We start from the raw sequence: 23711 nt of genomic DNA on the forward strand, positions 1-23711 counted from the left end.
GGCGCTCGCGTAAAACCAGCGGCGCCCGCTCACCGGGTCGGTAGATGGTCAGCCGGCCCGGTGCTTTGCTTCCGGCCGCCCCGTCGGCCAGTCGATAAGGACGCCTTGCCTGTTCCGACCGATCTTTTTATCCGTTCGGGCAGCAGACGGCCCCCCTCTGCTCGTCATTTTCTGTCGAGTGAATCACTCTTCCGCATCTGACGCCCTTCACCAATAAATTTTCAATACAACCCGTCTCTATTTTATGCAAGGATAGGCAGGGTCAGCGCCTCTGGCAGAGAATATGCGTATCACGGACTCAGAGCCCGGGAGCCCCCTCACCGAAGGCTCTCCACCGTCCACCATCATTACGGAGACCACAAGGATGTCGGCACTTTTCCACCTTGACAGAGACAGCCAGGCGACCCTGCAGCAGCAGGTGAGGGAGCACCTGGTCAGTGCGATTCTGGGCGGCTTTTTACCCAAGGACAAGCCCCTGCCCTCTTGCCGCAGCCTGGCCAAAAACCTGAATGTGGCACGCAATACCATAGTGCTGGTGTATGACGAGCTGGTCTCCGACGGCTATCTCACCTCCCGCGAGCGCAGCGGCTATTACGTCAATCCGCAATTTACCACCGGCGGTATCGAGGCGAATAAAACCATACCGGCCACGCCCGCCGATACGGAGGTCGTCAAGGTGGACTGGCGGCAACGACTGAAAGTGCACCCGGGTCATCAACCCAATGCCAGTCAGTCTCACTCCTGGCAGAGCTACCGGTATCCTTTTGTCTACGGTCAGCTGGATACCAGCCTGTTTCCCATCGACAACTGGCGGAAATGCTGGCGGGATGCGGTCAGCGTGCAGGCGATCCGCGACTGGAGCTCGGACCGTTACGACAGCGATGATCCCCTGCTGATCGAGCAGTTGCAGAAACGCATCCTCCCCAGCCGGGGCATACAGGCCAACAACGATGAAATCCTGATTACGGTCGGCTCCCAGCAGGCCATCTACCTGCTGGCCCAGCTGTTGCTGGATAACAGCTCCTGCTTCGGTATCGAGGATCCCGGCTATGTCAGTGCCGGTCATATCGCCAGGGTATTCGGCGCCCGGGTGAAGAGCCTGCAGGTAGACCCGGACGGTCTTGTGGTTGATGAACAGCTTAACGAATGCGATGCCATCTATCTGACCCCCAGCCATCAGTGTCCCACCACCGTCACCATGCCACTGGCACGACGGCTCGCCCTGCTGGAAGAAGCCCAGCGGCAGGATTTCATCGTCATCGAAGATGACTATGAAATGGAAATGAACTTTGATACCCACCCGACCCCGGCGCTGAAGAGCCTGGATCAGGCCGAGCGGGTACTTTATATCGGCAGCCTGTCCAAGACCCTGGCGCCCGGGCTGCGTATGGGCTTTCTGGTTGGCCCCAAGGCGCTGATCCAGGAAGTGCGCAACCTGCGTCAGCTGATGCTGCGTCATCCACCGCTCAACAACCAGCGGGCCGTGGCCCTGTTTCTGGCGCAGGGCTACCACGATGCCCTGCTGCGCAAGCTGGCCAGGGTATTTCAGGAGCGGGGGGAATGCCTGGCCCGGGCACTGGAGGCTTATCTGCCCGATTGCCGCAGCTCCGCCATCAGCGGCTCCTCCTGCTGGCTGGAACTGCCGGCCGGCATGGACGCCGGTCAATTGAAGCAGAAGGCGGCGCACGAGGGGCTGCTGCTGATCTCCGCCGACAGCTACCATTTCGGCAGTCACCTGCCGAAGAACTACCTCAAGATAGGCCTGTCGGCTATCCCGCTCGAAAAAATAGAACCGGGCATCAAATTGCTGGCCAGGATCAAAGCTCAACTACAGGCGGAAACGGCAGCATAAAGGAGCCCGATGGTCTCCTTGATGCTGCACAAAACGGTATTCTGCGTGAAAACGGGGGGAGTTACAGATCCAGTACGGCCTGTAACTGGGCGGCGGCACGGCGCAGGGTCGGTGCCCATTCCATCAGGCTGGCCAGGGGTTTGCGTATGGTCGGTGCATGCACCGCCACCGTGGCACGAATTTGCCCGACCTCATCGTAGACCGGCACGGCAATCGCCACCATGCCGTCAATCAGCTCTTCATTATCGGTACTCAGGGTGTTATCGGCGATCTTCTCCAGTTCCTGTTCCAGCAATGCCCTGTCGGTAATGCTGTGCCGGGTGTGGGCATCCAGAGAAAGTCCGCTCAGCAGCGCCTTGCGCCGGTGCAGCGGCATCAGCGCCAGAAACAGCTTGCCGCTGGCGGTGCAGTGCAGGGGCAGATGCGAGCCCGGACGCAGTTGTATCCGCACCGGCCAGTTGGTTTCGACCCGTTCGAAATACACCAGCTCATGGCCATCCAGCAGGGTGATGTTGCAGGTTTCGCCCAACTCATCTGCCAGCCGCTGCAGCACGGCTCGCCGCGGCGCCCCCACGCTGCGCTGGGCCAATACCCCCAGGGCCATCTTTCTGAGACGAGGGCCCGGGCTGAGATGGCGCCCATCGGGTTCTTTCTGCAACAGGCCTTCCTGTTCCAGCTGACCGATGATCCGGTGCACCGTCGGTTTGGGCACATCCAGATGCTGACACAGGTCTGCCGCCGTAGTTGCCCTGTCTTCCCTGAGCATTTCCTCTATCAAGGCAAAGGCACGGAGCAGGGTGGAATTGGTCGCATTTGCTGATGTGCTCATAAGCCCTCCTGTATGGATATTCCCGCAGTTTATCACAGGGCCACCCGGTTGCGATGCAGCCGTAATCAGGTGGGTCCCATTCCCCGTCACGTCACTCTCGAGTCCGGATCCGCTCGGCAAACCGCTGGCAAAGGACGACATCGTCCTCCAGCGTGCGGCCACTGACGCCGACCGCGCCGATCAGTCGCTCCCCCTCGAACAACGGCAGTCCGCCGGGTAGAGAGGTGAACTTGTCATCCAGAAAATCGGCCAGTGACAACTGCTCCTTCAGCAGTCGTTGTCTGAACATGGCGGTCGGCACCCCCATCCTGGCCGCCGTATAGGCCTTGCCCAGGGCGATAGCGATCAGTCGTTCGGGCGCCCCGTCCATCCGGTACAGATAAATCAGGGCACCCGAAGCATCAACGGCCGCCAGACAGACCGGTTGGCCCCCGTCCTGGCTGGCCAGCTCGACCGTGGTCTGGCAGGCCGCCGCGACAGTCATGGTATTGATGATCAACGACAACCCCTTTATCGGTGTTCAAAAAAGAAAAGCGAAGCCATCGGGCTTCGCTTTCGTCAGGGACATCAGAGCAAGAGCAGGGATATCTCCGGAATATAGGTAATCATCATCAGCACGGCGATCATCACCAGCAGATACACCCAGATATGTCTGGCCAGCCCGCCGATGCTGACATTGGCAATGCCACTGGCGACGAACAGGTTGACGCCCACCGGCGGGGTAATGAAACCGATCGCCAGGTTCATGACCATCATCACCCCGAAATGAACCGGATCCACGCCAACCGCCAGTACCAGTGGCAACAGTATGGGGGTGAGTATCACGATGGCGGCCAGGGCCTCCATGAACACACCAATCCACAGCAGGAAGATGTTTATCATGATCAGGATGACAAACTTGTTCGAGGTCACCGACAGAATCAACTCGGCGATGCTCTCGGGGATCTGCTCGATGGTCATGATGTTGCCGAAGATGGTCGCCATCGCCATCAACAGTATGATGATGGATGAAATGCCGGCGGCATCCTGAGCCGATGACCAGAGGCTGGCAAAGGTCAGCTCCTTGTGAATGCACAGTCCCACAAAGAGGCCATAGAGGGCGGCGACAGCCGCGGCTTCGGTCGGCGTCATGATGCCACCATAGATGCCGCCCAGCACGATCACCGGCACCATCAGTGCCCACTTGGCCTGCCAGGCCGAGTGCATGAAGGTCTTGAGCGAGCGCTCCCTGACTTCACCATACCAGCCGTTTTTCCTGGAAATCAGGTAGGCCACCACCATCAGGGCGACCCCCATGATCAGGCCGGGAATGATGCCGGCGATGAACAGCTTGCCAATCGACACCTGAGCCGACACCCCGTAAACCACAAAGGGATTGCTGGGCGGAATAATGACCCCGATGGCCCCGGCGCAGGCCACCACGGTCGCAGAGAAATACTTGTCATAACCCCGGGCAATCATGGCCGGTATGGTAATGGAGCCGATGGCAGCCACCGTGGCCGGGCCCGAGCCGCTGATCGAGGCGAAGAAGATACAGGTCATGATACTGGCCAGGGCCATGCCGCCGGGCAAGGCGCCGACCAGCTCGTCCCCCAGGGCCAGCAACCGCCGGGACAAGCCCCCGGCCCCCATGAAGACCCCGGCCGCGATAAAGAAGGGAATGGCCATGATGGGGAAGGAGTCGATCGATGAAAAGGCGATCTGTGCCAGGTAGTCCACCGGCAGGGTGCCGGCACCGAGCACCGTCACCAAACCGGACAGGCCCAACGCAAAGGCAATGGGCACGCCCATCAATAAAAACAGGATGAAGTAGCCGAACAACAGCAGGGAGGCGTTCCATTCATCGGATAACAGTACCGGTGCAAAAAGAATGGCCGGGGCCACCAGTCCGATGCAGACATCGGGCATGCTCATGCCCCGGCTCTGACGCCACAGGGACTGCAGGGTACGGATGGTCATCAGACCAAAACCGATGGGCAGGATCAGGTAGGGAATATAGTATCCGATCTGCAGGGCCGGAGTGGTCTGCGGCATGACCAGCTGCATCTTCACATAGTCCAGCCCCATGAAGGCAAACAGAAACACCAGAATAAGGGTACAGCTGTCAATCACCAGCCAGAGGATGTTCTGGTAGCGTTTGGACAGTTTGTTATGAATCACATCGACACGGATGCCACCTCTCGAAATAATCGAGATAGAGACCGCCAGATAGGATATCCAGATAAAAATATAACGAGCCAGTTCTTCGGTCCAGATCCCCCAGCCAACGGCGCCCTTGATACTGAGCCGCAGCCCTTCGATATCCACCCAGGTACCAAACAGCTGTTCAAAGCCGGGGGTACCGAGGATGTCCAACACGGCAGAAATCGAGTATCTGAAAAAGGTCTGGTAGTTGATGATGACGATCATCAACATCAAGCCGATAAACAGGAAAGGCTTTTCGAAATTCTTAATTAACACATCCAGAGCAGAGGGACTTTTTTCTCTATCCATTTCTCCGTCCAGCTTCAAGGTATCCATAACACAGCTCCGGGCTCAGAACCAAAGAGTAACCCCCGATGGCGGGAGCCTGGGGCGCCCGCCATCGGAACAGGTAGTTCAGGAAACATCGGCTTACTGCTGGGTATCCTGAACCAGTTTAATCAGTTCAGCAGGAAGCCTGGCGGCAAATTCGTCGAAGACGGCCTGGTCAATTGACGATACTGGGCCATTTCTTCCTCGGTCGCTTCATGGATGGTGACGCCGGCATCAATCATGCCCTGACGCGATTTCCTCTGATCTTCCGGGTAGGCCACGGTGCGCTGATAGGTGACCGCTTCCTGAGAGGCCTCTTCAATCAACTGCTGCGCCTCCTCGGGCAGTCCGTCCCACCATTTCTTGTTGGCCATGGCCACCTGCATGCCGTAGTTATGGGCCGAGGTGACCGCATACTTCAGGTTTTCATGGTGCTTGGCACCGTACATGAGGTCGAAGGTGTTGCCTTCCGCATCGATGGTGCCCTGCTGCAGCGCGGTGTAGACCTCACCCCAGGAAATAGGGGCTGGATTGGCACCCAATGCCTTGGCCACGGCCACATCCACCGGTGAATCCGTGGTACGCATTTTCAGGCCGGACAGTGAATCGGGACCATTCAACGGCCGATCCTTGGAGACGAAATTACGATAGCCGTATTCCGCATACATGACCGGATGCAGGCCGATATCATGGGCGACCTTTTCGAGGTAGCTATTCAGCGGCCCCCCTTTATCCAGCGACTTATAAAGCTTTTCCTGATGCTTCGGGCTGGTGATATAGGGCAGATCAAACACCTGATACAGTGGAGTGAAACTGGCCAGGTTCGGGGTTGAACTGACGCCGATTTCCAGGGTTCCCCGCTGGGCGCCCTCAATCATGACCCTGTCACTGCCCAGAACCGAGCCGGGGAACAGCTGGACCCGGATCCGGCCATCCGACTTCTCTTTGACCAGGTCGGCAAACTTCTTGTAGGCCGCGGTGATATGGCTACCGGGAGGTGCAGGGTGAGCCAGCTTCATCTTTATCTTCGGACCTGAATAATCAGCCACGGCGGCGGTGCTGACCGACATCGCCAGTACCACCGACGACATAATAAGCGGAGTAACCTTCATAAGTGACCTCTTCCTTGTCCACGAGATTTAAAGAAACAGTTACATAAGAGCAACATTCGTTACTATATGAATCAAAAACCATCAGTGTCAACCAAAGCACTATTATTTTTGATACAAAATGAATCAAAATAAATATAATCATTTTAAATCAGCAACTTGCAACCACCCTTTCACCGCATGGATATGCGTAAACAGCCTATTCACCCGCCGATGGCACCGAGATTCGGCGCAAACAAACAACAAAAACCCAACAAAAATCATCAAATTTAGCTTGATATAAAGTTCAAATTAACTATTTTGATACTATTCGTATCGTTTTTATTGGTGGGTTATGTCGCTATATCAAGATCAGGTTTTTGGAAAGTTCGACTATATCGTGGTGGGCGCAGGCTCGGCAGGATGTGTGCTGGCCAACCGGCTCACCGAAGATCCGGAGATCAGGGTATTGCTGCTGGAAGCAGGGGGACGAGACTGGAACCCCTGGATTCACATTCCCGTCGGTTATTTCAAGACCATGCATAATCCCGCTACCGACTGGTGCTATGTCACCGACCCGGATCAGGGCATCAATGGCAGGCAGTTGCAGTGGCCCAGAGGCAAGGTGCTGGGCGGTTCCAGCTCACTCAACGGCTTGTTGTATATCCGCGGCCAGCATCAGGACTACGATGACTGGGCCGCCATGGGCAACGAGGGCTGGAGTTACCGGGACGTGCTGCCCTACTTCAAGAAGTCCGAATGCCAGTCCCGGGGCGCGGATGAGTATCACGGGGTCGATGGCCCGCTGAAGGTTTCCGATCTGCGCCTGCGCAGGGAAATCGCCGAGCGCTTCGTCGACGCCGCCCAGCAAATCGGCATTCCGGCCAACCCGGACGTCAATGGCGCCACCCAGGAAGGGGTGAGCTACTTCCAGCAAACCGCCTACAAGGGGCTGCGCTGCAGCAGCGCCAAGGCCTTTCTGCGACCGGCATTGCAACGCCCCAACCTGACGCTGCTGACCCGCGCCCATACCCGCCGTATCCTGCTGGAAGGCAAGCAGGCCACCGGCATCGAATTCGAACACAAGGGCAAGCGCCTGCTGGCCCGGGCGACACGGGAAGTGGTGCTCAGCGCCGGCGCCATCGGCTCGCCGCAAATACTGCAGTGTTCGGGGATTGGTGAACCGGAACACCTGACATCGGTGGGTGTGGAATGTCTGCACCCGTTACCGGGGGTGGGCGAAAACCTGCAGGATCACCTGCAGATCCGCCTGGTATTCAAGACCAGTTGCAAGACCCTCAACGACGAGGTCAACAACCCCATCAAGAAGCTGGGAGTCGGCATGCAGTACGCCCTGTCACGTACCGGCCCCCTGACCCTGGCCGCCAGCCAGGTCTGTATCTTTACCCAGTCACGGGAAGGGCTGGATCGGCCGGACATTCAGTTCCATATGCAGCCACTTAGTGCCGACAAACCCGGTGAGGGGGTACACCCCTTCTCGGCCTTCACCGCCTCGGTGTGTCAGCTGCGGCCCCATAGCCGGGGCAGCATCAGGATCCGCAGCGCCGATCCCCATGAATACCCCTCGATTCAGGCCAATTATCTTTCGGAGGAGGAAGATCTGCGGGTGGCGGTGGATGCGGTCAAGGTGGCCCGGCGTATCGCCGAAGCCGATGCGCTCAAGCCGGTGATCATCGATGAATATGTACCCGGCCGCCAGTATCAGACCGACGAGCAATTGCTGGATGCCGCCCGCCGTTTCAGCCAGACCATTTATCATCCGACCAGTACCTGCAAGATGGGGAATGACGACATGGCGGTGGTCGACAGCCGATTGAGAGTTCACGGCATCACGGGGCTGAGGGTGGCCGATGCTTCCATCATGCCGCTGATCGTGTCCGGCAATACCAATGCGCCCTCGATCATGATCGGCGAAAAATGCGCCGACATGATCAAGGCCGACCAGGGACATGGCTGAACGGGGGAATAGCGACCGTCACAGACAAAACCGGGGCCGCTATGCGGCCCCGGATGAAGAACAGGAAGAGGTGATTAATAGCTGCTCTGCACATCACGAGCGGCATCTTCCACCGCCTCGCCCCCCTGCTGAATATCCTTGCCGGCACCGGCAAGGGTATTGCAGCCAGCCAGACCGGCAGCCAGTCCCATCGCCATCAACATGGCCAGTAATCTCTTCGTCATCTTTGCTTTCCTCTTGCCGAGCCAATAACCATTCAGAGTATAGACTCAACAGGGTAAAAAATGACTCCCCCCGGTCTGGTTACTGCCCCGGCCAGATCCGACATGCTCACTGATTGATATTCAATGCCGCCGATATTTTTTTCATTATCGTTTGCCGATTAAAGGGCTTGAGTACAAAACTGCTGGCCCCCAGATTGATGCATTCCAGAATGACGTCTCTTTTGTTTTTACCGCTGATAATGATAATGGGTATGTTTTTGGTCCAGGAATTTGCCTTGATGAAGCGGGTGGTTTCAATGCCGCTGATACCCGGCATCATGATATCCATCAGGATCAGATCCGGCGTGGTTCGCTGCAGCAGGTTGATGGCTTCTTCGCCACTGACCGCAAAATCGACATCATAATCATCGGACCTCAGCAAGGCGAGCAGCAGGTTGCGCTGAAACGCATCGTCTTCCACCACCAGTATATGGTGCCTGGACCTGGGGGAGCGTTGAGACAACTGGTAGGACGATCGAGCATTATCAGATGAAAACCGGTCAAACTCACTGGCAACGCTTCTTATGCTTTCCATTCCCTTCCTGATCCTGTCGAGGCGGTAAACCGGCGCATTTTCTCTGTCATCCGGTTCGGCGTCATTATTAAACCAGGAGCCGGTGTCCGGCTCTTTTTTATGCTCGAAGTCTCCCATCGCCAGCCTGATGTTTTCCTCTACATGTTCAACCACATCATTAACCCTGACCGCAAAGGTTTGGCTGCCCTCCACCTGCCGGACAAAGAGTGCTTCAAACTCCGCCAGTGTTTTGTCCTGTCCGGAAGAAAACTGCATTTTCTCCCTGAGTTGATAGGTTTCATTGATCTCTGTTATCGCCTGATGCACAGACATCAACAACCGGAAAGGATCGTAAGACAAGGGCCAGAACACGATATAGTTATCAAACTTTCTGACGCGGCAGAGTTCGTAGGCCTGTTTGGCCTCGAACTTGTTGCATAACAGCAGACACTTGTATGGTTTCGAATGCAGCGTGCCGCTGCGCAGACAAAGCGTTCCGTAGACATCTTCTGCTTGTTCAATATTGCTGTAGGCCAGCAGGATCACACTGGCGTCGGACCGATCAAACTCTTCAACCACCCTGTCGGCAGCGGTGGGCACCACGAGCTGGCTGAACTCCACCGCCAGCATCTGACGGACAACCTCGGCCGTGCTATGGCTGTTGCTGGCAATAAAAACAACATCCTTGTTAATGACTGGCATGGCGTTTTCCGCTCCTTGAACTAAAGCCTTCCCTAGACACTCGCTTTCCACCCTGACAGCCATGCAGCAATATCATCGGCCGGTATGGGCCGGGAAATAAAATAACCCTGTGCCACGTCGCAGCCGGTACTTTTTAAAAACGCCCAGTCCTCACGGGTCTCCACCCCTTCGGCCACCACCGTCATGCCGTACTCCCGGGCCAGGGCGAGGCAGGCATGATAGAAAGTGGCTTTCGAGCGGCTGTCGGTAATGCCATGGATAAAGGATCTGTCTATCTTCAGCTCGCCGAATGGATAATCGCTCAACTTGCTCAAGTTCGAATAGGCCGTCCCGAAGTCGTCTATCGCCAGCTCGAATCCCTTCAATTTCAGCCGGGTCAGTATTTCGAGTGGCTGACGCCGGTCATCCAGCACCCGGCTTTCGGTGATTTCAAACACAAAATCCCCGGGTGACATGCCCTTGCTGTAGATCAACGGATACAGGCTGTCCATGAAGCCAAGCGAGGCGAGGCTGAGCATGGAGATGTTGATGGCGACCGTGAACGGATCGCCGGCCCCACGCCAGAGCCGGGCATCATCGAGGGCATTCTCCAGCACCAGCCGGGTTAACTCGTTGATATAGCCATAGTGTTCAACCAGGTGGATAAATTGATCGGGAAAGATGATGCCATGCTCGGGGTGCCGCCAGCGAACCAGCGCCTCGACGCCCTTGACCTCACCATCCGACAAGGAGACCTTGGGCTGGTAGTAATTGATGAACTCTCTGTTTTCGACGGCAGACAGGATGTCTTCCATCGTAAACGGATGTTTTTTTGGAGGTGGCTTCGGCTCATTAATTTCGAGTCTGCCGAGCATTAACGACAGCTGGGTCGAGCAAACCGGCTTTTCGAGGTGACCGAGCACATTGATATCATAGGAGCGGGACAGCTCTTCCGATGCACGGAGAATCCGCTTGCTCTGGCCGCTGACCAGGGCAAGCGCGCCCCCGTAACCAAAGTCCCCCAGCCGCCGGATCAGTTCAAGACCATCCATTTCCGGCATGTTCAAGTCCATGAGAATCAGATCCGGGTTCTGCTCCCGGGACAGGATTCGTTCCAGAGATCGCCGGGCACTTTCACAGGTATCAACCCGGTAATCGCCCTGTTGCCTGACCATGTGAGCCATCAATTTCAACGAAAACAGATCGTCATCAACGATCAATACCTTAATGTCATCATTCTTATTCATAACATCCCGTGCAATTATTATTTTATTGTTCTTTCAATAAAGTCGATGACGCGTTCGGCTTCAACTTCAAGCGCCCGCAGCAAGTCCGGCGTCATGGCCGACCGGCTGCCATGACAGGCCAACTCCACCTCGTCACAGCAATCTCCCAATACCATGGCCCCCACCGAGCGCGAAGAGGACTTCAGGGTATGGGCCATGTCACCCAGCCGTTTGATGTCTTGCTCCTGCCAGGCATCCGCCATCGATACCACATTGACCTTGAGGCTCTGCAGATAATCGGTCAGCAATTCATGGAAGATGGACTCGTCATCTCCGACCAGCGCTTTCAGTCTGCCGAGATCTACCGCCTCTCCCGTTGCCGAATCGGCTGCAGTCGCCGCCAGGGGCGCTGACGCGTCCTGCGGCTCCGGCAACCACCGTTCAAGCATGGATTTTAATTTTTCCAGCTCCATCGGCTTGCTCAGGTAGTCATTCATCCCCCGTTCGAGGCAACGGGCAATTTCCTCCTTGAAGGCGTTGGCACTCAAGGCCACGATGGGCATGGGAGAGGCGCCGTTCTCGTCTTCTTCTTCCCTGATCAGCCGGGTCAGCTGGTAACCGTCCATCACCGGCATGCTGAGATCGGTAATCAGCAGATCGTATGATTTTTTTCGCCATAGCCCGAGGGCCTCAACGCCGTTGTCGGCAATATCGGCGTTGTAACCCAACAACAGAAGCTGCTGGCGGATCACCTTCTGATTCACCAGGTTATCTTCGGCCACCAGGATCCGGGCCTCGTCGTCGACGGGTAACCGCTTGTTGTCCGAGCGGGATATTTTCTCTGTCGCATAGCGCCGCTCCGGCAACTGCACATATCCGGCGGCACCGGCCACGGCGTCGATAAAGGCGGCCCGCTTGAGCACATTGGCATCCATCATGACGTGATCGTCCGCCACCTGGCGGGCATGCCTGCGGGCGCCCCGCTCCAGAGTCACGAAGCGAACCTGCTGTTCTGACCATGACACCGCCGCCGCCCGCAGCTGTTCGATGGAAAACTGCTGCCGGGTGGCATCATAAATCCAGATGCACGGACCGGGTGGATACTGCTCGCTCATACGGGCGGCCGCCTCGATATCCGCCGCATACTGTACCCGGGCATGCTCGTGCTCAAGATAACAGAGCAGATCCTCGGCAATGCCGGCATTGCCGCCGATCACCAGGCAGGACAACCCATCGAGCACGGTGTTGCCGACCGTCGTTTCCGGGGCGGTCGAGTCCAGCTCGAACGGCAGCGATACCGTAAAGCGGGTGCCGGCTCCCGGCTCGCTTTGCAGGCTGATATCGCCCCCCAGCAGCTGCACCAGGTGATGGGTAATGGCCAGGCCCAGACCGGTGCCACCGAAACGCCGGGTGGTGGTGGAATCGGCCTGGGTAAAGGCATCGAACAAGGTCGATTGCGCCGCCATCTCGATGCCGATACCGTTATCGGCCACGTCGAACCGTACTGTGATGGACGACACCCCATCGGCGGACAGGGTGGCTCTGACCGACACCTTGCCCGGCTGCATGATGCTGGAAAACTTGATGGCATTACCCACCAGATTAATCAGTACCTGACGAATGCGCAGGCTGTCACCCAGCACCCGGCCGGGCAGCGCCGGATCGACGAACAGGGTCAGCTCGACCCCCTGCCCCCTCGCCTGCTGGTCAAGCATCTGGCAGGTCTGCTCCACCACGGCGGGGATCGACAGCGGCTGTGTTTCCAGATCCAGTTTTCCCGACTCTATCTTCGAGAACTCCAGAATCGCGTTGATCAGGTCAGTCAGGGAAATGGCCGAGTAATGGATCAATTCCAGCATGTCGTGCTGACTGCGGCTGAGCTCGGTCCGGGCCAGCACATCGAGCATGCCCACCACCCCGTTCAGGGGGGTGCGAATTTCATGACTCATGGTCGCCAGAAAATAGGACTTCGACTGGTTGGCCTGCTCGGCAGCCAGCCTGGCCTGCTGTAGCTCTTTGGTGCGTTCGGCAACCCGGTACTCGAGCTGCTCGGTCAGCAGCTGCAGCTCCCAGGTCCGGCTCTCAACCTGCCTCTCCAGCGACTGGTTCAGCGCCATCAGCTGAGCCTTGCTGTCGTGCAACTCGATTTCCATCAGCTTTTCCTGATGAATATCGACATGCACCCCCGAGATGATCATGGGGTTGCCGGCGGCGTCATATTGCACGACTTTGCCGCGCGAGCGGATCCAGTGCCAGTCGCCATCGGCGGACCACAGCCGGAACTCGGCCAGAAAGTAATCGCTCTGCCGGTGCATATACCGCTCAAGCAGCTGTTGCACCCTGGGTTGGTCTTCCGGATGCAGCAGCCGGAAAAACTCTTCGTAATCAGTAAACCGTTCGTTGTCATAGCCCAGCATGCCGCCATAGTAGCCCTTTACCACCTGCTGGTGGGTAACGAGGTTACAGTCCCAGTAGCCCAGCTCGCTGCCTTCAATCACCCGGTTCAGTAATTCCCGGTTGTTCTCCAGTTTTTCTTCGGCCGTCTTGCGCTCGGTGATATCGACCGCCGAGACGATCAGCTTGTCGACCGTCGAGTCGTTACCGACGATCGGAATGATATTGAGATCGAGTGCAACAGGTTCACCATTTTGCCGGCGCAACTGCACATCCCGCCGCACCCTTTTTCCCTGCAGTGCGGCTTTAAAGTCCTCGGACAATGCCTGTTGTTCGTGCGGCAGCTCGTCAAACCAGGGGCTCTGGGTAAAATGCCGCCCTGTCAGTTTGGCGGCAGAGTGGCCATAGACATCGAGCAGCGCCTTGTTCACCATGACGATGTATCCGCCGCGATCCAGCTCGATGATGTAGCTCGCCATGTTGTTCAGTATATCGGCGAACTCCTGCTTGGTTTTTTTCAGCGCCTGGGTCCGGCGCCTGACCCGCTGGGCAATACGCATGTTGTGGCCGGCGGTGATGATCACATAGGCCGTCAGCAGCAACATCAGCACCACGGCGGCGACAATAAACACCTTCATGATGAAGGATTGTGCCGGCTGCCAGGGATAGGTCGCCCAGCTGGCAATCTTGAACTCTTTGTCGGCCAGAAACTCCGGATGATTGCGCCACTCAGGCTCTTGCTGCAACTGGGTGGGCAGACGGGTATCCATCAGGATGATCGGCGGCACAGTCCCGTCGATATCTTCCAGGGTGACACAGAAGTTAATGCCGAGGCGATCGATTCTCTGCGTCAGCCCGGCCAGTAAATCACGAAAATAAATCACCCCCACCACAAAGCCGGTAAAGGCCCGCTCTCTTGCCGCCTCATTCGCGCCTGCCGGATCGAAGCCGGGGCGGTATACCGGCAACAGATAGCGCCAGTCATCGGGCCGGTCCGGATGTTTCTCGTAAAATGCATTGCGTTCGAGCAACACGGCGCGACCACTCCTGATGGCCGCGTTCAACTGGTCCCGATTTTCGCTGCCCAAATCGTACCCGGATGCAACAACATGCTGGTTGCGAAAGGAGATAAACAGAAAGGGGTAATAATCGGCTCGCTCGCCGGCCGGTATCAGCTTGCCCCGACCATCGTTTTCGGTGATGGCGAAAGCGATCAGCCCGAGACGTTCCGCTTCCGCTTCAAAGTCGTCCCGTTGCTCGTACAGCACCCGCGGAACCCAGGCCAGGCCTTCGACGCCCTGCGCTTGCAACGAATGTTGGGCAAAGCGCCTGAACTCCACCAGATCGACCTTTTCGCTGCTGTTGATGAAGGCGGCGGTGCCGTTGGCCACCTTGCTCATGGCAAACAGCCCCCGTTCAAATTGCTCGTGCAGCAGTTCGCTGTCCGAGGCAAATCGCTGCCGAAACTCCAGCTGCTCGGTCTTGCCCAGGGTATGAAAGGTGATGACCACCAGCGCGATCAACAACAGCGGCAGCAACTGCAGCTTTCTGGCATGACTCTTGAGCCCGCCATGCTGCCGATAGGCCAGCGGCAGCATGATGGGCGTGACCATCAACACCCCCAGACACTCGGACATCCACCAGCTCAGCCAGTTGCCGGCCAGAAATTCAACCGGTACATCTCGCCAGACATACATGCTGCCGATGCCGATGGTGGCCGTCAGGGTACAGGCGAGCGGGGCCGCCAGACACAGCGCCCGCAGCACCCGCCCTTCGGCGATGCTCCCCGGTTTGTCCGTCGCCAGCAGCGCCATGGCCCTGGCCCCGACCACGGCGGTGAGCACGACACCCACGCCGGTGAGCGCGGCTATCGCCAGGGTGGCGTTGTCCAGGGTATGACCGACGACGACGACTTTATGAAACAGAGCCGCCGCGAACGCCGCCAACCACACCACGAGCCCGTAGCGCAGCCCCCACATCAGCAGGCAGAACAGTGCCAGCCCGGTGGCCGGCCAGATGGGTGCCACGAAAAGGGGGGGCACCGCCAGCCACATGCCAAACTCGGCCAGCAGAAAATAGCCGATAAACAACAGACCGGCTCGTTGATAACATAACATCTGCGCTATACCACGATTTCAGGTTTCTGATTGCAGGCCGAGTCGAGGTGGCCCGCCGCTTAATTCTGTTCGGCTACCCACCATTGGCATCAGAAACAAAAAGGCAATGAGAATTCTTTATTGGAATGGCTAACCTGTAGAAAATACCATCATCCTTACTTATCAACCAGACAAGAATCCGCCTATTTATTCAGATAATACGACTTTCCATACCAGCTCTCGCTTTGTCGTACTGGCCATGAAATTGTCATTCCAGTCGGGTATTATGGCGAAAGAATTCTCATTTTCGACTTATTTTTATGCTGCAGGTATTCTGGCAATTCTTCAAACTCGGCTGGCTCAGCTTCGGCGGCCCCGCCGCTCATATCGGTTATTTTCAGCGTCATTTCGTGCAAAGGCTCGGCTGGATCCCGCAGGACCGCTTCGCCGCTACCCTGGCTCTGTGCCAGTTTCTGCCCGGCCCCGCCTCCAGCCAGCTCGGCTTTGCCATCGGCTACCAGCGCGCGGGCCTCGGCGGCGCCCTGGCCGCCTTTGTCGGCTTTACCCTGCCCTCTTTTGGACTGATGTTCGGCCTGGCGCTGGCCGGGCACCACTATGCCAGCCAGCCGGCGGCGCTGGCCATGGTGAGCGGGCTCAAGCTGTTCGCCCTGGTGGTGGTGGCCGATGCGGTGCTGACCATGGCCGGCCAGTTCTGCCGCCAGCGGCTGACCCTCACCATCGCCGTGCTCACCGCCGCCCTGCTGTGGCTGCAACCGGGGCTGGCCGCCCAGTTTGTCGCCCTGCTGGCGGCGGCGCTGCTCGGCGCCCTGTTGCTGCAAAAAACCGGCGGCGAGCCCGGCCAGCAGCTCTCGCCCAGCTGGCCCTTTCTGTTGCTGTTTGCCGGTTTGCTGCTGGTGCTGCCGCTGCTGTCGCTCACCGGCACCGCGGCGATATTCGCCGACTTCTATCAGGCCGGCAGCCTGGTATTCGGTGGCGGTCACGTGGTGCTGCCGCTGCTGCAGGAATTGCTGGCAGATAGTCTGCCTCAGGACGTCTTTCTCACCGGCTATGCGGCGGCCCAGGCCATGCCCGGCCCCATGTTTACCCTGGCGAGCTTTCTCGGTGCCGAACTGTGGCCGGCGACGCCGCTGCTGGGGGCGCTGGTGGCCACCTTCGGGGTCTTTCTGCCCGGCTTTTTGCTGGTGCTGGCCCTGCAGCACAGCTGGCAGGCACTGGCGGCCCGGCCGAAGATGACCGGCGCAATCACCGGCATCAACGCCGCCGTGGTGGGCCTGCTGCTGGCGGCCCTGTATCAGCCGGTGTTCGTCAGCAGCGTGACCGGCGCCCCGGCGCTGGCCGCCGCCGCCCTCGGCCTGCTGGCTCTGCGCGCCTTCAAGTGCCCGCTGCTGGTACTGATCCCCGCCTTTATGCTGCTGGGATTCTGGTTGTAACGCCCCCGGGCAAAGGTGCCGAACCGCCCGAATCTCACCGGGCGGTTCGGCACCGATCAGATAACGGCAACCCGCTTCCCCCGGACAGGAAACCGGATTTTCCTGCGCCAGTCCCTTTCCAGCTCACTGGTTAAAAAATGATTGACAACAGACAATACTCGGATAAAAATCAATCGTGTAACCGATTACAAGGACAGTAAACACACAATTTGTGCAACAAAAGGACTGGAGAACGCTATGGAGTGGTACATAGGATATACGGTGGTCTATTTCCTGATCATGTTTGCGATCGGCGGATATTACTTCTTCAAGGTAAAAACCTCGGATGCCTACCTCATTGCCGGCTGGAACATGGGGTACTGGAAAATAACGGGCACCCTGATCAGCACCTGGTGCGGGGCCGCGGCGTTCATTGGCTGGGTCGGCATGGGCTTTACCAAGGGCATATCGGGCTATTTCATGTTTGCCCTGCCCGGCATTCTGGTGAGCCTGCTGCTGGTCATCTTCTTCAGCAAGCCGCTGCGCAGGCTGAAGCTGTTCACCCTGGCCGATCTGTTCGGCAAGCGATTCGGCAGGAAAGCCGGCGTGGTGCCCTCGGTATTTTCGGCATTCGTCTACTCCGTGCCCGCCACCGCCCTGCAGATTGTCGGCATGAGCACGGTCTTCAATGTGATTTTCGGCATCGACCTGGATACCGGTCTCATACTGTCGTTCGCCCTGATCCTGGGCTTCACCATTCTCGGCGGCCTGGAGGCCACCATCGTCACCGATGCGCTGCAAAGTGTCATTGTCATTGCCGGCATCATCATCCTGGCCCTGTGCTCGGTCACCTATGCCGGAGGTCTGGAAAACGCGCTGTTCAACACCCCCACCGAATTTCTGACACCGATTCCAGACGGCAGGGCCCTGGAGGTAGTCACCTTTGCGCTGACCGTGGCCCCCTTCTACCTGGTATGGCAATCAACCTGGCAGCGGATCTTCGCCTCCAAGACAGAAGAGGTGGCCATCAAGGCCGGGGTCACCGGCTTCGGGCTGGTCATGCTGATCTCCTTCCTGCCCTACTGCATCGGGGTGCTGGCCAGGCAGTTCGTCCCCCTGGATACGCCAGCAGATCTGGTGTTTTCCTTCGTGGCCATGGAACTGCTTCATCCGGCTATCGGCGGCATCGTCATTATCGGCCTGCTCTCGGCCTTAATGACCGGTGCCGACTCCTTCATACTGCAAGGCAGCTCCAACCTGTCCCACGATCTGTACTGTGGCCTTGTCAACAAGCAGGCCACCGAAGCACAGAAGATGAAATCCGCCAGAGTAAGCGTGGTGATTATCTCTATTCTATCGCTGGGTGTGTCGTTCATGATGACCGATATCATCTCCATGTATCAGTGGGCCCTGAGGGTATCGGCCACTACGCTGATATTCCCGTTCCTGGCCGCCATGTTCTGGCAGAGGGTCACCGCCAGCGGCTGCATTGCCAGCATGATTGGCGCCATGAGCATCACCGTACTGTGGCCGCTGTTTGATACCGGTATCGATGCCGCCTACCCCGGCTTCCTGGTTTCCCTGTCGACACTGTGGCTCGTCAGCAAGCTGACCTCCCATAGTCATAATGAACAGGCCAAGGCGTTTTACTGGAATGGCATGAACCAGGCCGCGCCGCAAACCAGTGCACAGACAACCGGTAAAGCAGCGACCGGTTATCCCCTTGCCGCAAAGCAATAACTCTGGCTCAGGGTGCGGCCCCGCCTGCGGGGCAGCGCCGTTAACGACGGAAAACCCAAGATGACATTCAAGGTCACCAGCCCTTATACCGGAACCTCGTCCTGGCAGAAAGGCAACATTCATGTGCATACCAAGGCCAATCCGGACAAGCCGGGCAGCAAGATAGATTATGAATTCGGTGGCGACTGTGATGACGTTATCAAGCGATCCCTGAGTGCGCCGTTCAATTTCGATTTTATCTGCACCTCCATCCATCCGTACATTGACTCTATCGATACCTTCAGCCAGCCGATGGCGCACGAGGAGCTTGTGGTGATTCCCGGCCGGGAAATACAGAACAACAACATATATTATGGCGATTACAATGGGGGCTACTTCAAGGACGAGAAGGCAAAATACATACACGCCCTGACCATGGGCAGAGAGAACGGGGTATCCCTCTGCTGTCATCCCTGCTTCTTCGGAACCACCCGGCCGCGTGAAGGCGGCGAATGGCAGAACATCCTTGAAAGTCTGCTGTCCCCCTGCGACCGGCTGAAAGAACTCAACCTGGTCGGCATAGAGGTTTACAACGGCCTGTCGATGCTGGAGGAAGATCAGGGCAGCAAGCCTTACTACCCCCATTACAGTGAACCCTGCTGGGATGACCTGCTCACCCGGGGCTACCAATGCCTGGGGTTTGCCGGCAATGATGAGTTTTATCGCGCGCATTACATCTATGAAAACTACGCCCCCCTGGGCTATATCCAGGTAGCCGGCGACAAGAATGAAGCCAGCATACTGAGCAACATTCGGGCCGGTCACTTCTATGCCAGCACGGGGGTTGAGCTGACAACCCATCCGCTTCTGGTAAGCGAAACGGACGAGGGATACGACTTTCACCTGTCCTCCCCGGACCAGGTCATCTGGAAAGCCATCGTGTTCGAACAGCAGGGGGATGGCTACGCCTTGCGAAGCTACACCTCGGACATTGCCAGTGAGTGGACCTTCACCCAGACAAACAAATGGAAATATATCCGCTTTCAGGCCAGCTCCCCCCGGGACGATAAAAAAAGGGCCTGGTTACAGCCCGTCTATGGTCCCGACTGGGTGGATCACGGTTGCTGATATGGTTACCGGCAATGGAGGCTCAGCGAGCGTCGGTGCTGTCTTGCCGCAGATCGGCAACGCTGTCCCTGATCACCAGCTCGGCATCAAGCAGGCAGGACATCATGGGGGTGCCATGCTCCAGGTGATCGATCACGCATTCCGCGATTTTTCTGCCCATCTCGGTCACGGGCAGATCGACCGTGGTCAGGGCCGGATTGGTAAACTCGGAAATCTCCAGGTTATCAAACCCGACAACAGACATGTCCCGGGGGACAGTAATGCCCTTTTTTTCCATGGCCAGCAACGCGCCTATGGCAATCACATCACTCAAGCAAAGCAGGGCCGTGGCCCCGGAAAAGGCCGTTCCCTCACTACCTTCAAGCTGCCGGCACACATAATCATGGGCCGAGCGGGTGTCCAGGCCAAGTATCTGTAACGGCGGCTGGTAACCGTGAGCGAAATGCTGTTGCAGCTCATCCCTCACCCCCTTTAATCTCAGCTTGGTACGATCATTGCCCTCCAGTGGCCCGCTCAACAGCAGAATGTTCCTGTGCCCATGGCTTACCAGGTAACGGGCCACCTTGCGACCGAGGGCATAGTTGTCATAACCAATGGTCGGGTCTGCCACCCTGTCGTCGTAGACACTACTGAACACATAGGAAATATCGGATTTGCGCAGATATTCCAGTAACTCGGCATCATGGTTCAGGCCAGGCAAGATCAGGGCGTCGACCCCGATATTGACCAGCTCCCTGATCTTCAGGCTTTCGGGAATCGCTCCCTTCCTGGTGGTTGAGACCACCAGGTTGTAGTTTTTTTCGGCCAGTGACGACTCCAGCGCATCAAGAAACTTGGCATGCACCAGGTTCTCCAGCGTCGGCACGACAATACCAATCGAGCGGGTATTGCTGGTCGACAGCGCCCGGGCCGAACTGTTGGGAATAAAGTTGAGCTGCTCTGCGGCCAGCCTGACTTTTTCTGCCGTCTCGGGCGACACCTTGTCCGGCGTGTTCAGGACCCGGGACACGGTGGCCACCGACACCCCCGCCAGGCTGGCGACCTGCCGGACACCGGCCCGCTTCTGTTTACTCATATGAAAACATCCGTTACTGCCGCTGAGGGGAGGATCCCCGGGCTCCGGCTAACTGACTGGTTTTGCGAGAAATAACGCCGGGAGCCGACGGTCATGGTCCCGAGTTTATCGATCGATACCCGCCGCTTCAATGCTTTCAAAATCTCCCCCCTCTCCCGGCGTCAGGCTTTCTGCTCCACCCCGCGTCCCCTGAAGCGCTTCAACCGCAGGGCGTTGCCCACCACAAAGACACTGGACATGGCCATGGCGCCGGCGGCCAGCATGGGCGACAGCAAAATGCCGAATTGCGGATACAACACCCCCGCCGCCAGCGGGATCAGACAGACGTTGTAGGCGAAAGCCAGAACAGGTTCTGGCGGATGTTGCGCAGCGTGGCCTGGCTGATGGCCAGGGCGTCGGGCACCGCCCGCAGGTCACCGCTCATCAGCACCACCTCCGCCGATTCGATGGCGACATCGGTACCGGTACCGATGGCCAGACCCACATCCGCCTCGGCCAGCGCCGGCGCATCGTTGATGCCATCGCCGACGAAGGCAACGGCACCATAGCGCTCTCGCAAGTGCTTTAATGCCGCCACCTTGCCGTCCGGCATCACCTCGGCTTCCACCTCGTCGATCCCCAGTTGGCGGGCGATGGCGTTGGCGGTATGGCGATTGTCGCCGGTGATCATCGCCACCTTCAGGCCCAACTCGTGCAGTGCCTCGATTGCCGCCGGAGTCCCCTCCTTGATGGGATCGGCCACCGCAATGATCGCCGCCAGCCGGCCGTCGATGGCCGCATAAAGCGGGCTCTTGCCCTCATCGGCCAGCTTTTTCGCCGGCTCTGCCAGGGCATCCAGTTCATGGCCCAGCTGTGTCATATAGCGGTCGGCGCCGACGTCAAGCTGCCGGCCCTCAACGGTGGCGCTGACGCCCAGGCCCGACAATGCCTTGAAGTCCTCCGGTTCAAACAGGCCCAGCTTTCGCTCCGTCGCGGCCGCCACTATGGCCTCGGCGATGGGATGCTCCGAATGCTGCTCTACCGAGGCCACCAGCGCCAGCACCTCGTCTTCATCGAGGCCAGAAACCACCTGCAAATCGGTCAGCTCCGGCCGGCCCCTGGTCAGGGTGCCGGTCTTGTCCAGTGCTATCACCTTCACCTCACGCAGGCTCTGCAGGGCCTGTCCCTTGCGAAACAGCACCCCCAGCTCGGCGGCCCGGCCGGTGCCGACCATGATGGAGGTGGGCGTGGCCAGCCCCATGGCGCAGGGGCAGGCGATGATCAGCACCGCCACGCCGTTGATCAGCGCGAAGCTCAGCGCCGGACTGGGCCCCAGCCACAACCAGACCCCAAAGGTCAGCGCCGCCACCGTCATCACCACCGGCACGAACACCGCCGTCACCTTGTCGACCAGCGCCTGAATCGGCAGCTTGGCGCCCTGGGCCTGCTCCACCATGCGAATGATCTGGGCCAGCAGGGTATCGCCCCCCACCTTGGTCGTCTTGAAGGTCAGGGCACCGTTCTTGTTGATGGTGCCGCCGACCACCTCGTCACCCGCGGTCTTTTTCACCGGCACCGGCTCGCCGGTGAGCATGGACTCGTCCACCCAGGAGCGGCCGTCCTGCACTCTGCCGTCCACCGGTATCCGTTCGCCGGGCCGCACCAGCACCTCATCCCCCACCCGCACCTGGGCCAGCGGCAGCTCTTGGGTGTCGCCATTGCGTTTCACCCGGGCCTTGGTCACCTGCAGGCTCAGCAACCGCCGAATGGCCTCGCCGGTGCGGCCCTTGGCTCTGGCCTCCAGATAACGGCCGAGCAGGATCAGGGTGACGATCACCGCCGCCGCCTCGTAATACACCTGCCGGGTGCCTTCCGGCAGCAGAAAACCGGCGAAGGTGGCCACCACCGAAAAACCCCAGGCCGACAGGCTGCCCAGCGCCACCAGCGAGTTCATGTCCGGCGCCGCCCGCCACAGGGCCGGCAGGCCATGCCGGAGGAAGCGCAGACCGGGACCAAACAGCACCAGGGTGGTGAGCACGAACTGGATGCCCCAGTTCAGCGGCTGCCCCAGCGTTTCCTGAATCCATTGATGCATGCCCGGCACGAAATGCGCGCCCATTTCCAGCATGAAGACCGGGGCCGTGAGCAACGCCGCCAGCCACAAGGATCGCTTGAGCCCTTGCTGCTCTCGCTCCCGGCGGGCGTTGTCGTCCTCCCGCTCGGCAGACAGCGGCGCCGCCTCGTAACCGGCGTTCGCCACCGCGGCCATCAGCTGCTGTTCGTCCAGGTTGCCGGCCAGCGCCTCGACCCGTGCGGTTTCCGCCGCCAGGTTGACGCTGGCGACCAGACCCCGGGCAACTGTTGCAGGGCTTTTTCCACCCGCCCCACACAGGAGGCGCAACTCATGCCGATGATCGACAGCTCGAACTGTTCGCTGCGGGTCTGGTAACCCGCCTGCTGCACCGCCTCAGTCACGGCGCCAAGCGAGGCGTCATCCGCCAGCATCAGCTCGGCTTTTTCACTGTTCAGATTGACCGAGGCCTGTCGCACGCCGGGCACCTTGAGCAGCGCCTGCTCTACCCGTCGTACGCAGGAAGCACAGCTCATGCCCGAGATCGGCAGTTGCAGGCGCCGGCCGGCATTATCGCCGGTGGTGTCGCCGGTGATAGTGGAAGGACGTGAGTCGGTGGTGTTCGGTGAGGTCATGTGGTGGCTCCCCTGTTCGGTCTGATGGATACACCATAAGGCTTACCACCATGGCAAGGTCAAGCCTGCCCGGGTGGTCGGTCATACCCATCGCATTAAATATTCGATTTTTTTGACGGCCATGCCCATCTCGGACAAAGGGTCTACTCCGCCGACTCGCCGTAAATCCATCCTTGGAGGCTCAGCCGCACCATCCGTGGTGCGGATGGTCGGCTGAGCAGATCCCTTTGCCCTCCTTG

Annotated in this window: 17 protein-coding genes; 5 read left to right on the forward strand and 12 right to left on the reverse strand. The window is 58.6% G+C overall.

From position 1 onward, the window contains the following. The first annotated feature begins 364 nt into the window (after positions 1-364). Positions 365-1852: a MocR-like pyridoxine biosynthesis transcription factor PdxR gene (gene pdxR / locus BFR47_RS04440; protein ID WP_071471950.1), complete on the forward strand. Its 1488-nt coding sequence runs from the start codon at positions 365-367 to the stop codon at positions 1850-1852. A 61-nt stretch (positions 1853-1913) separates the two neighbouring features. On the opposite strand, the gene BFR47_RS04445 is transcribed toward pdxR, so the two are convergent. The 4 genes from BFR47_RS04445 to BFR47_RS04460 form a co-directional block, all read right to left on the reverse strand. Then, positions 1914-2681 carry an IclR family transcriptional regulator gene (locus tag BFR47_RS04445; protein WP_071471951.1) on the reverse strand — a complete coding sequence of 256 codons (768 nt, stop codon included), beginning with the start codon at positions 2679-2681 and terminating at the stop codon, positions 1914-1916. A 91-nt stretch (positions 2682-2772) separates the two neighbouring features. Continuing rightward, complete coding sequence (locus tag BFR47_RS04450; RefSeq protein WP_217645441.1) at positions 2773-3180, reverse strand: GlcG/HbpS family heme-binding protein; 408 nt, start codon at positions 3178-3180, stop codon at positions 2773-2775. A gap of 68 nt (positions 3181-3248) precedes the next feature. After that, entirely contained in the window at positions 3249-5201 is a 1953-nt protein-coding gene (locus BFR47_RS04455) for a TRAP transporter large permease (protein WP_217645442.1), read from the reverse strand. A 122-nt stretch (positions 5202-5323) separates the two neighbouring features. After that, positions 5324-6307: a TRAP transporter substrate-binding protein gene (locus BFR47_RS04460; protein WP_217645443.1), complete on the reverse strand. Its 984-nt coding sequence runs from the start codon at positions 6305-6307 to the stop codon at positions 5324-5326. Between the two features lie 331 nt (positions 6308-6638). Here BFR47_RS04460 and BFR47_RS04465 point away from each other — a divergent pair, with 331 nt between their 5' ends. Then, positions 6639-8261, forward strand: coding sequence for a GMC family oxidoreductase (locus BFR47_RS04465; RefSeq protein WP_071471952.1), 1623 nt, complete (start codon positions 6639-6641; stop codon positions 8259-8261). A 74-nt stretch (positions 8262-8335) separates the two neighbouring features. Here BFR47_RS04465 and BFR47_RS04470 read toward each other — a convergent pair whose 3' ends face one another. The 4 genes from BFR47_RS04470 to BFR47_RS04485 form a co-directional block, all read right to left on the reverse strand. Continuing rightward, positions 8336-8485, reverse strand: a complete 150-nt coding sequence (locus tag BFR47_RS04470) for an entericidin A/B family lipoprotein (RefSeq protein ID WP_071471953.1) — start codon at positions 8483-8485, stop codon at positions 8336-8338. 106 nt (positions 8486-8591) lie between these two features. Next, on the reverse strand, positions 8592-9803 hold the full coding sequence (locus BFR47_RS04475) for a response regulator (protein WP_083399006.1): 1212 nt from the start codon (positions 9801-9803) through the stop codon (positions 8592-8594). Continuing rightward, the gene (locus BFR47_RS04480; RefSeq protein WP_071471955.1) at positions 9773-10966 is read right to left on the reverse strand and encodes an EAL domain-containing response regulator; all 1194 of its coding nucleotides are present in this window, start codon (positions 10964-10966) and stop codon (positions 9773-9775) included. Before BFR47_RS04480 ends, BFR47_RS04475 begins: the two co-directional genes overlap by 31 nt. Positions 10967-10983: 17 nt before the next feature. Further along, positions 10984-15456: an ATP-binding protein gene (locus BFR47_RS04485; protein ID WP_071471956.1), complete on the reverse strand. Its 4473-nt coding sequence runs from the start codon at positions 15454-15456 to the stop codon at positions 10984-10986. A gap of 299 nt (positions 15457-15755) precedes the next feature. Here BFR47_RS04485 and chrA point away from each other — a divergent pair, with 299 nt between their 5' ends. The 3 genes from chrA (at position 15756) to BFR47_RS04500 (ending at position 19712) form a co-directional block, all read left to right on the forward strand. After that, positions 15756-16886, forward strand: coding sequence for a chromate efflux transporter (chrA, locus tag BFR47_RS04490; protein ID WP_071471957.1), 1131 nt, complete (start codon positions 15756-15758; stop codon positions 16884-16886). A 237-nt stretch (positions 16887-17123) separates the two neighbouring features. Further along, positions 17124-18605: a sodium:solute symporter family protein gene (locus BFR47_RS04495; protein ID WP_071471958.1), complete on the forward strand. Its 1482-nt coding sequence runs from the start codon at positions 17124-17126 to the stop codon at positions 18603-18605. Positions 18606-18665: 60 nt separating this feature from the next. After that, positions 18666-19712, forward strand: a complete 1047-nt coding sequence (locus BFR47_RS04500) for a CehA/McbA family metallohydrolase domain-containing protein (RefSeq protein WP_071471959.1) — start codon at positions 18666-18668, stop codon at positions 19710-19712. 22 nt (positions 19713-19734) lie between these two features. On the opposite strand, the gene BFR47_RS04505 is transcribed toward BFR47_RS04500, so the two are convergent. The 4 genes from BFR47_RS04505 to BFR47_RS19405 all read right to left on the reverse strand — a co-directional run bounded on the left by BFR47_RS04505 (position 19735) and on the right by BFR47_RS19405 (position 23472). Beyond that, positions 19735-20787 carry a LacI family DNA-binding transcriptional regulator gene (locus BFR47_RS04505; RefSeq protein ID WP_071471960.1) on the reverse strand — a complete coding sequence of 351 codons (1053 nt, stop codon included), beginning with the start codon at positions 20785-20787 and terminating at the stop codon, positions 19735-19737. Between the two features lie 161 nt (positions 20788-20948). Further along, positions 20949-21086 (reverse strand): hypothetical protein, encoded by a 138-nt coding sequence (locus BFR47_RS19010; RefSeq protein WP_281245937.1) that lies wholly within the window; start codon positions 21084-21086, stop codon positions 20949-20951. A 17-nt stretch (positions 21087-21103) separates the two neighbouring features. Beyond that, on the reverse strand, positions 21104-23035 hold the full coding sequence (locus tag BFR47_RS04510; RefSeq protein ID WP_425433987.1) for a copper-translocating P-type ATPase: 1932 nt from the start codon (positions 23033-23035) through the stop codon (positions 21104-21106). Then, entirely contained in the window at positions 23035-23472 is a 438-nt protein-coding gene (locus tag BFR47_RS19405; RefSeq protein ID WP_281245938.1) for a heavy-metal-associated domain-containing protein, read from the reverse strand. The genes BFR47_RS04510 and BFR47_RS19405 overlap by 1 nt, the downstream gene beginning before the upstream one ends. Between the last annotated feature and the right edge of the window lie 239 nt (positions 23473-23711).

This window comes from Oceanisphaera psychrotolerans (assembly GCF_001870485.1).
Classification (GTDB): domain Bacteria; phylum Pseudomonadota; class Gammaproteobacteria; order Enterobacterales; family Aeromonadaceae; genus Oceanimonas; species Oceanimonas psychrotolerans.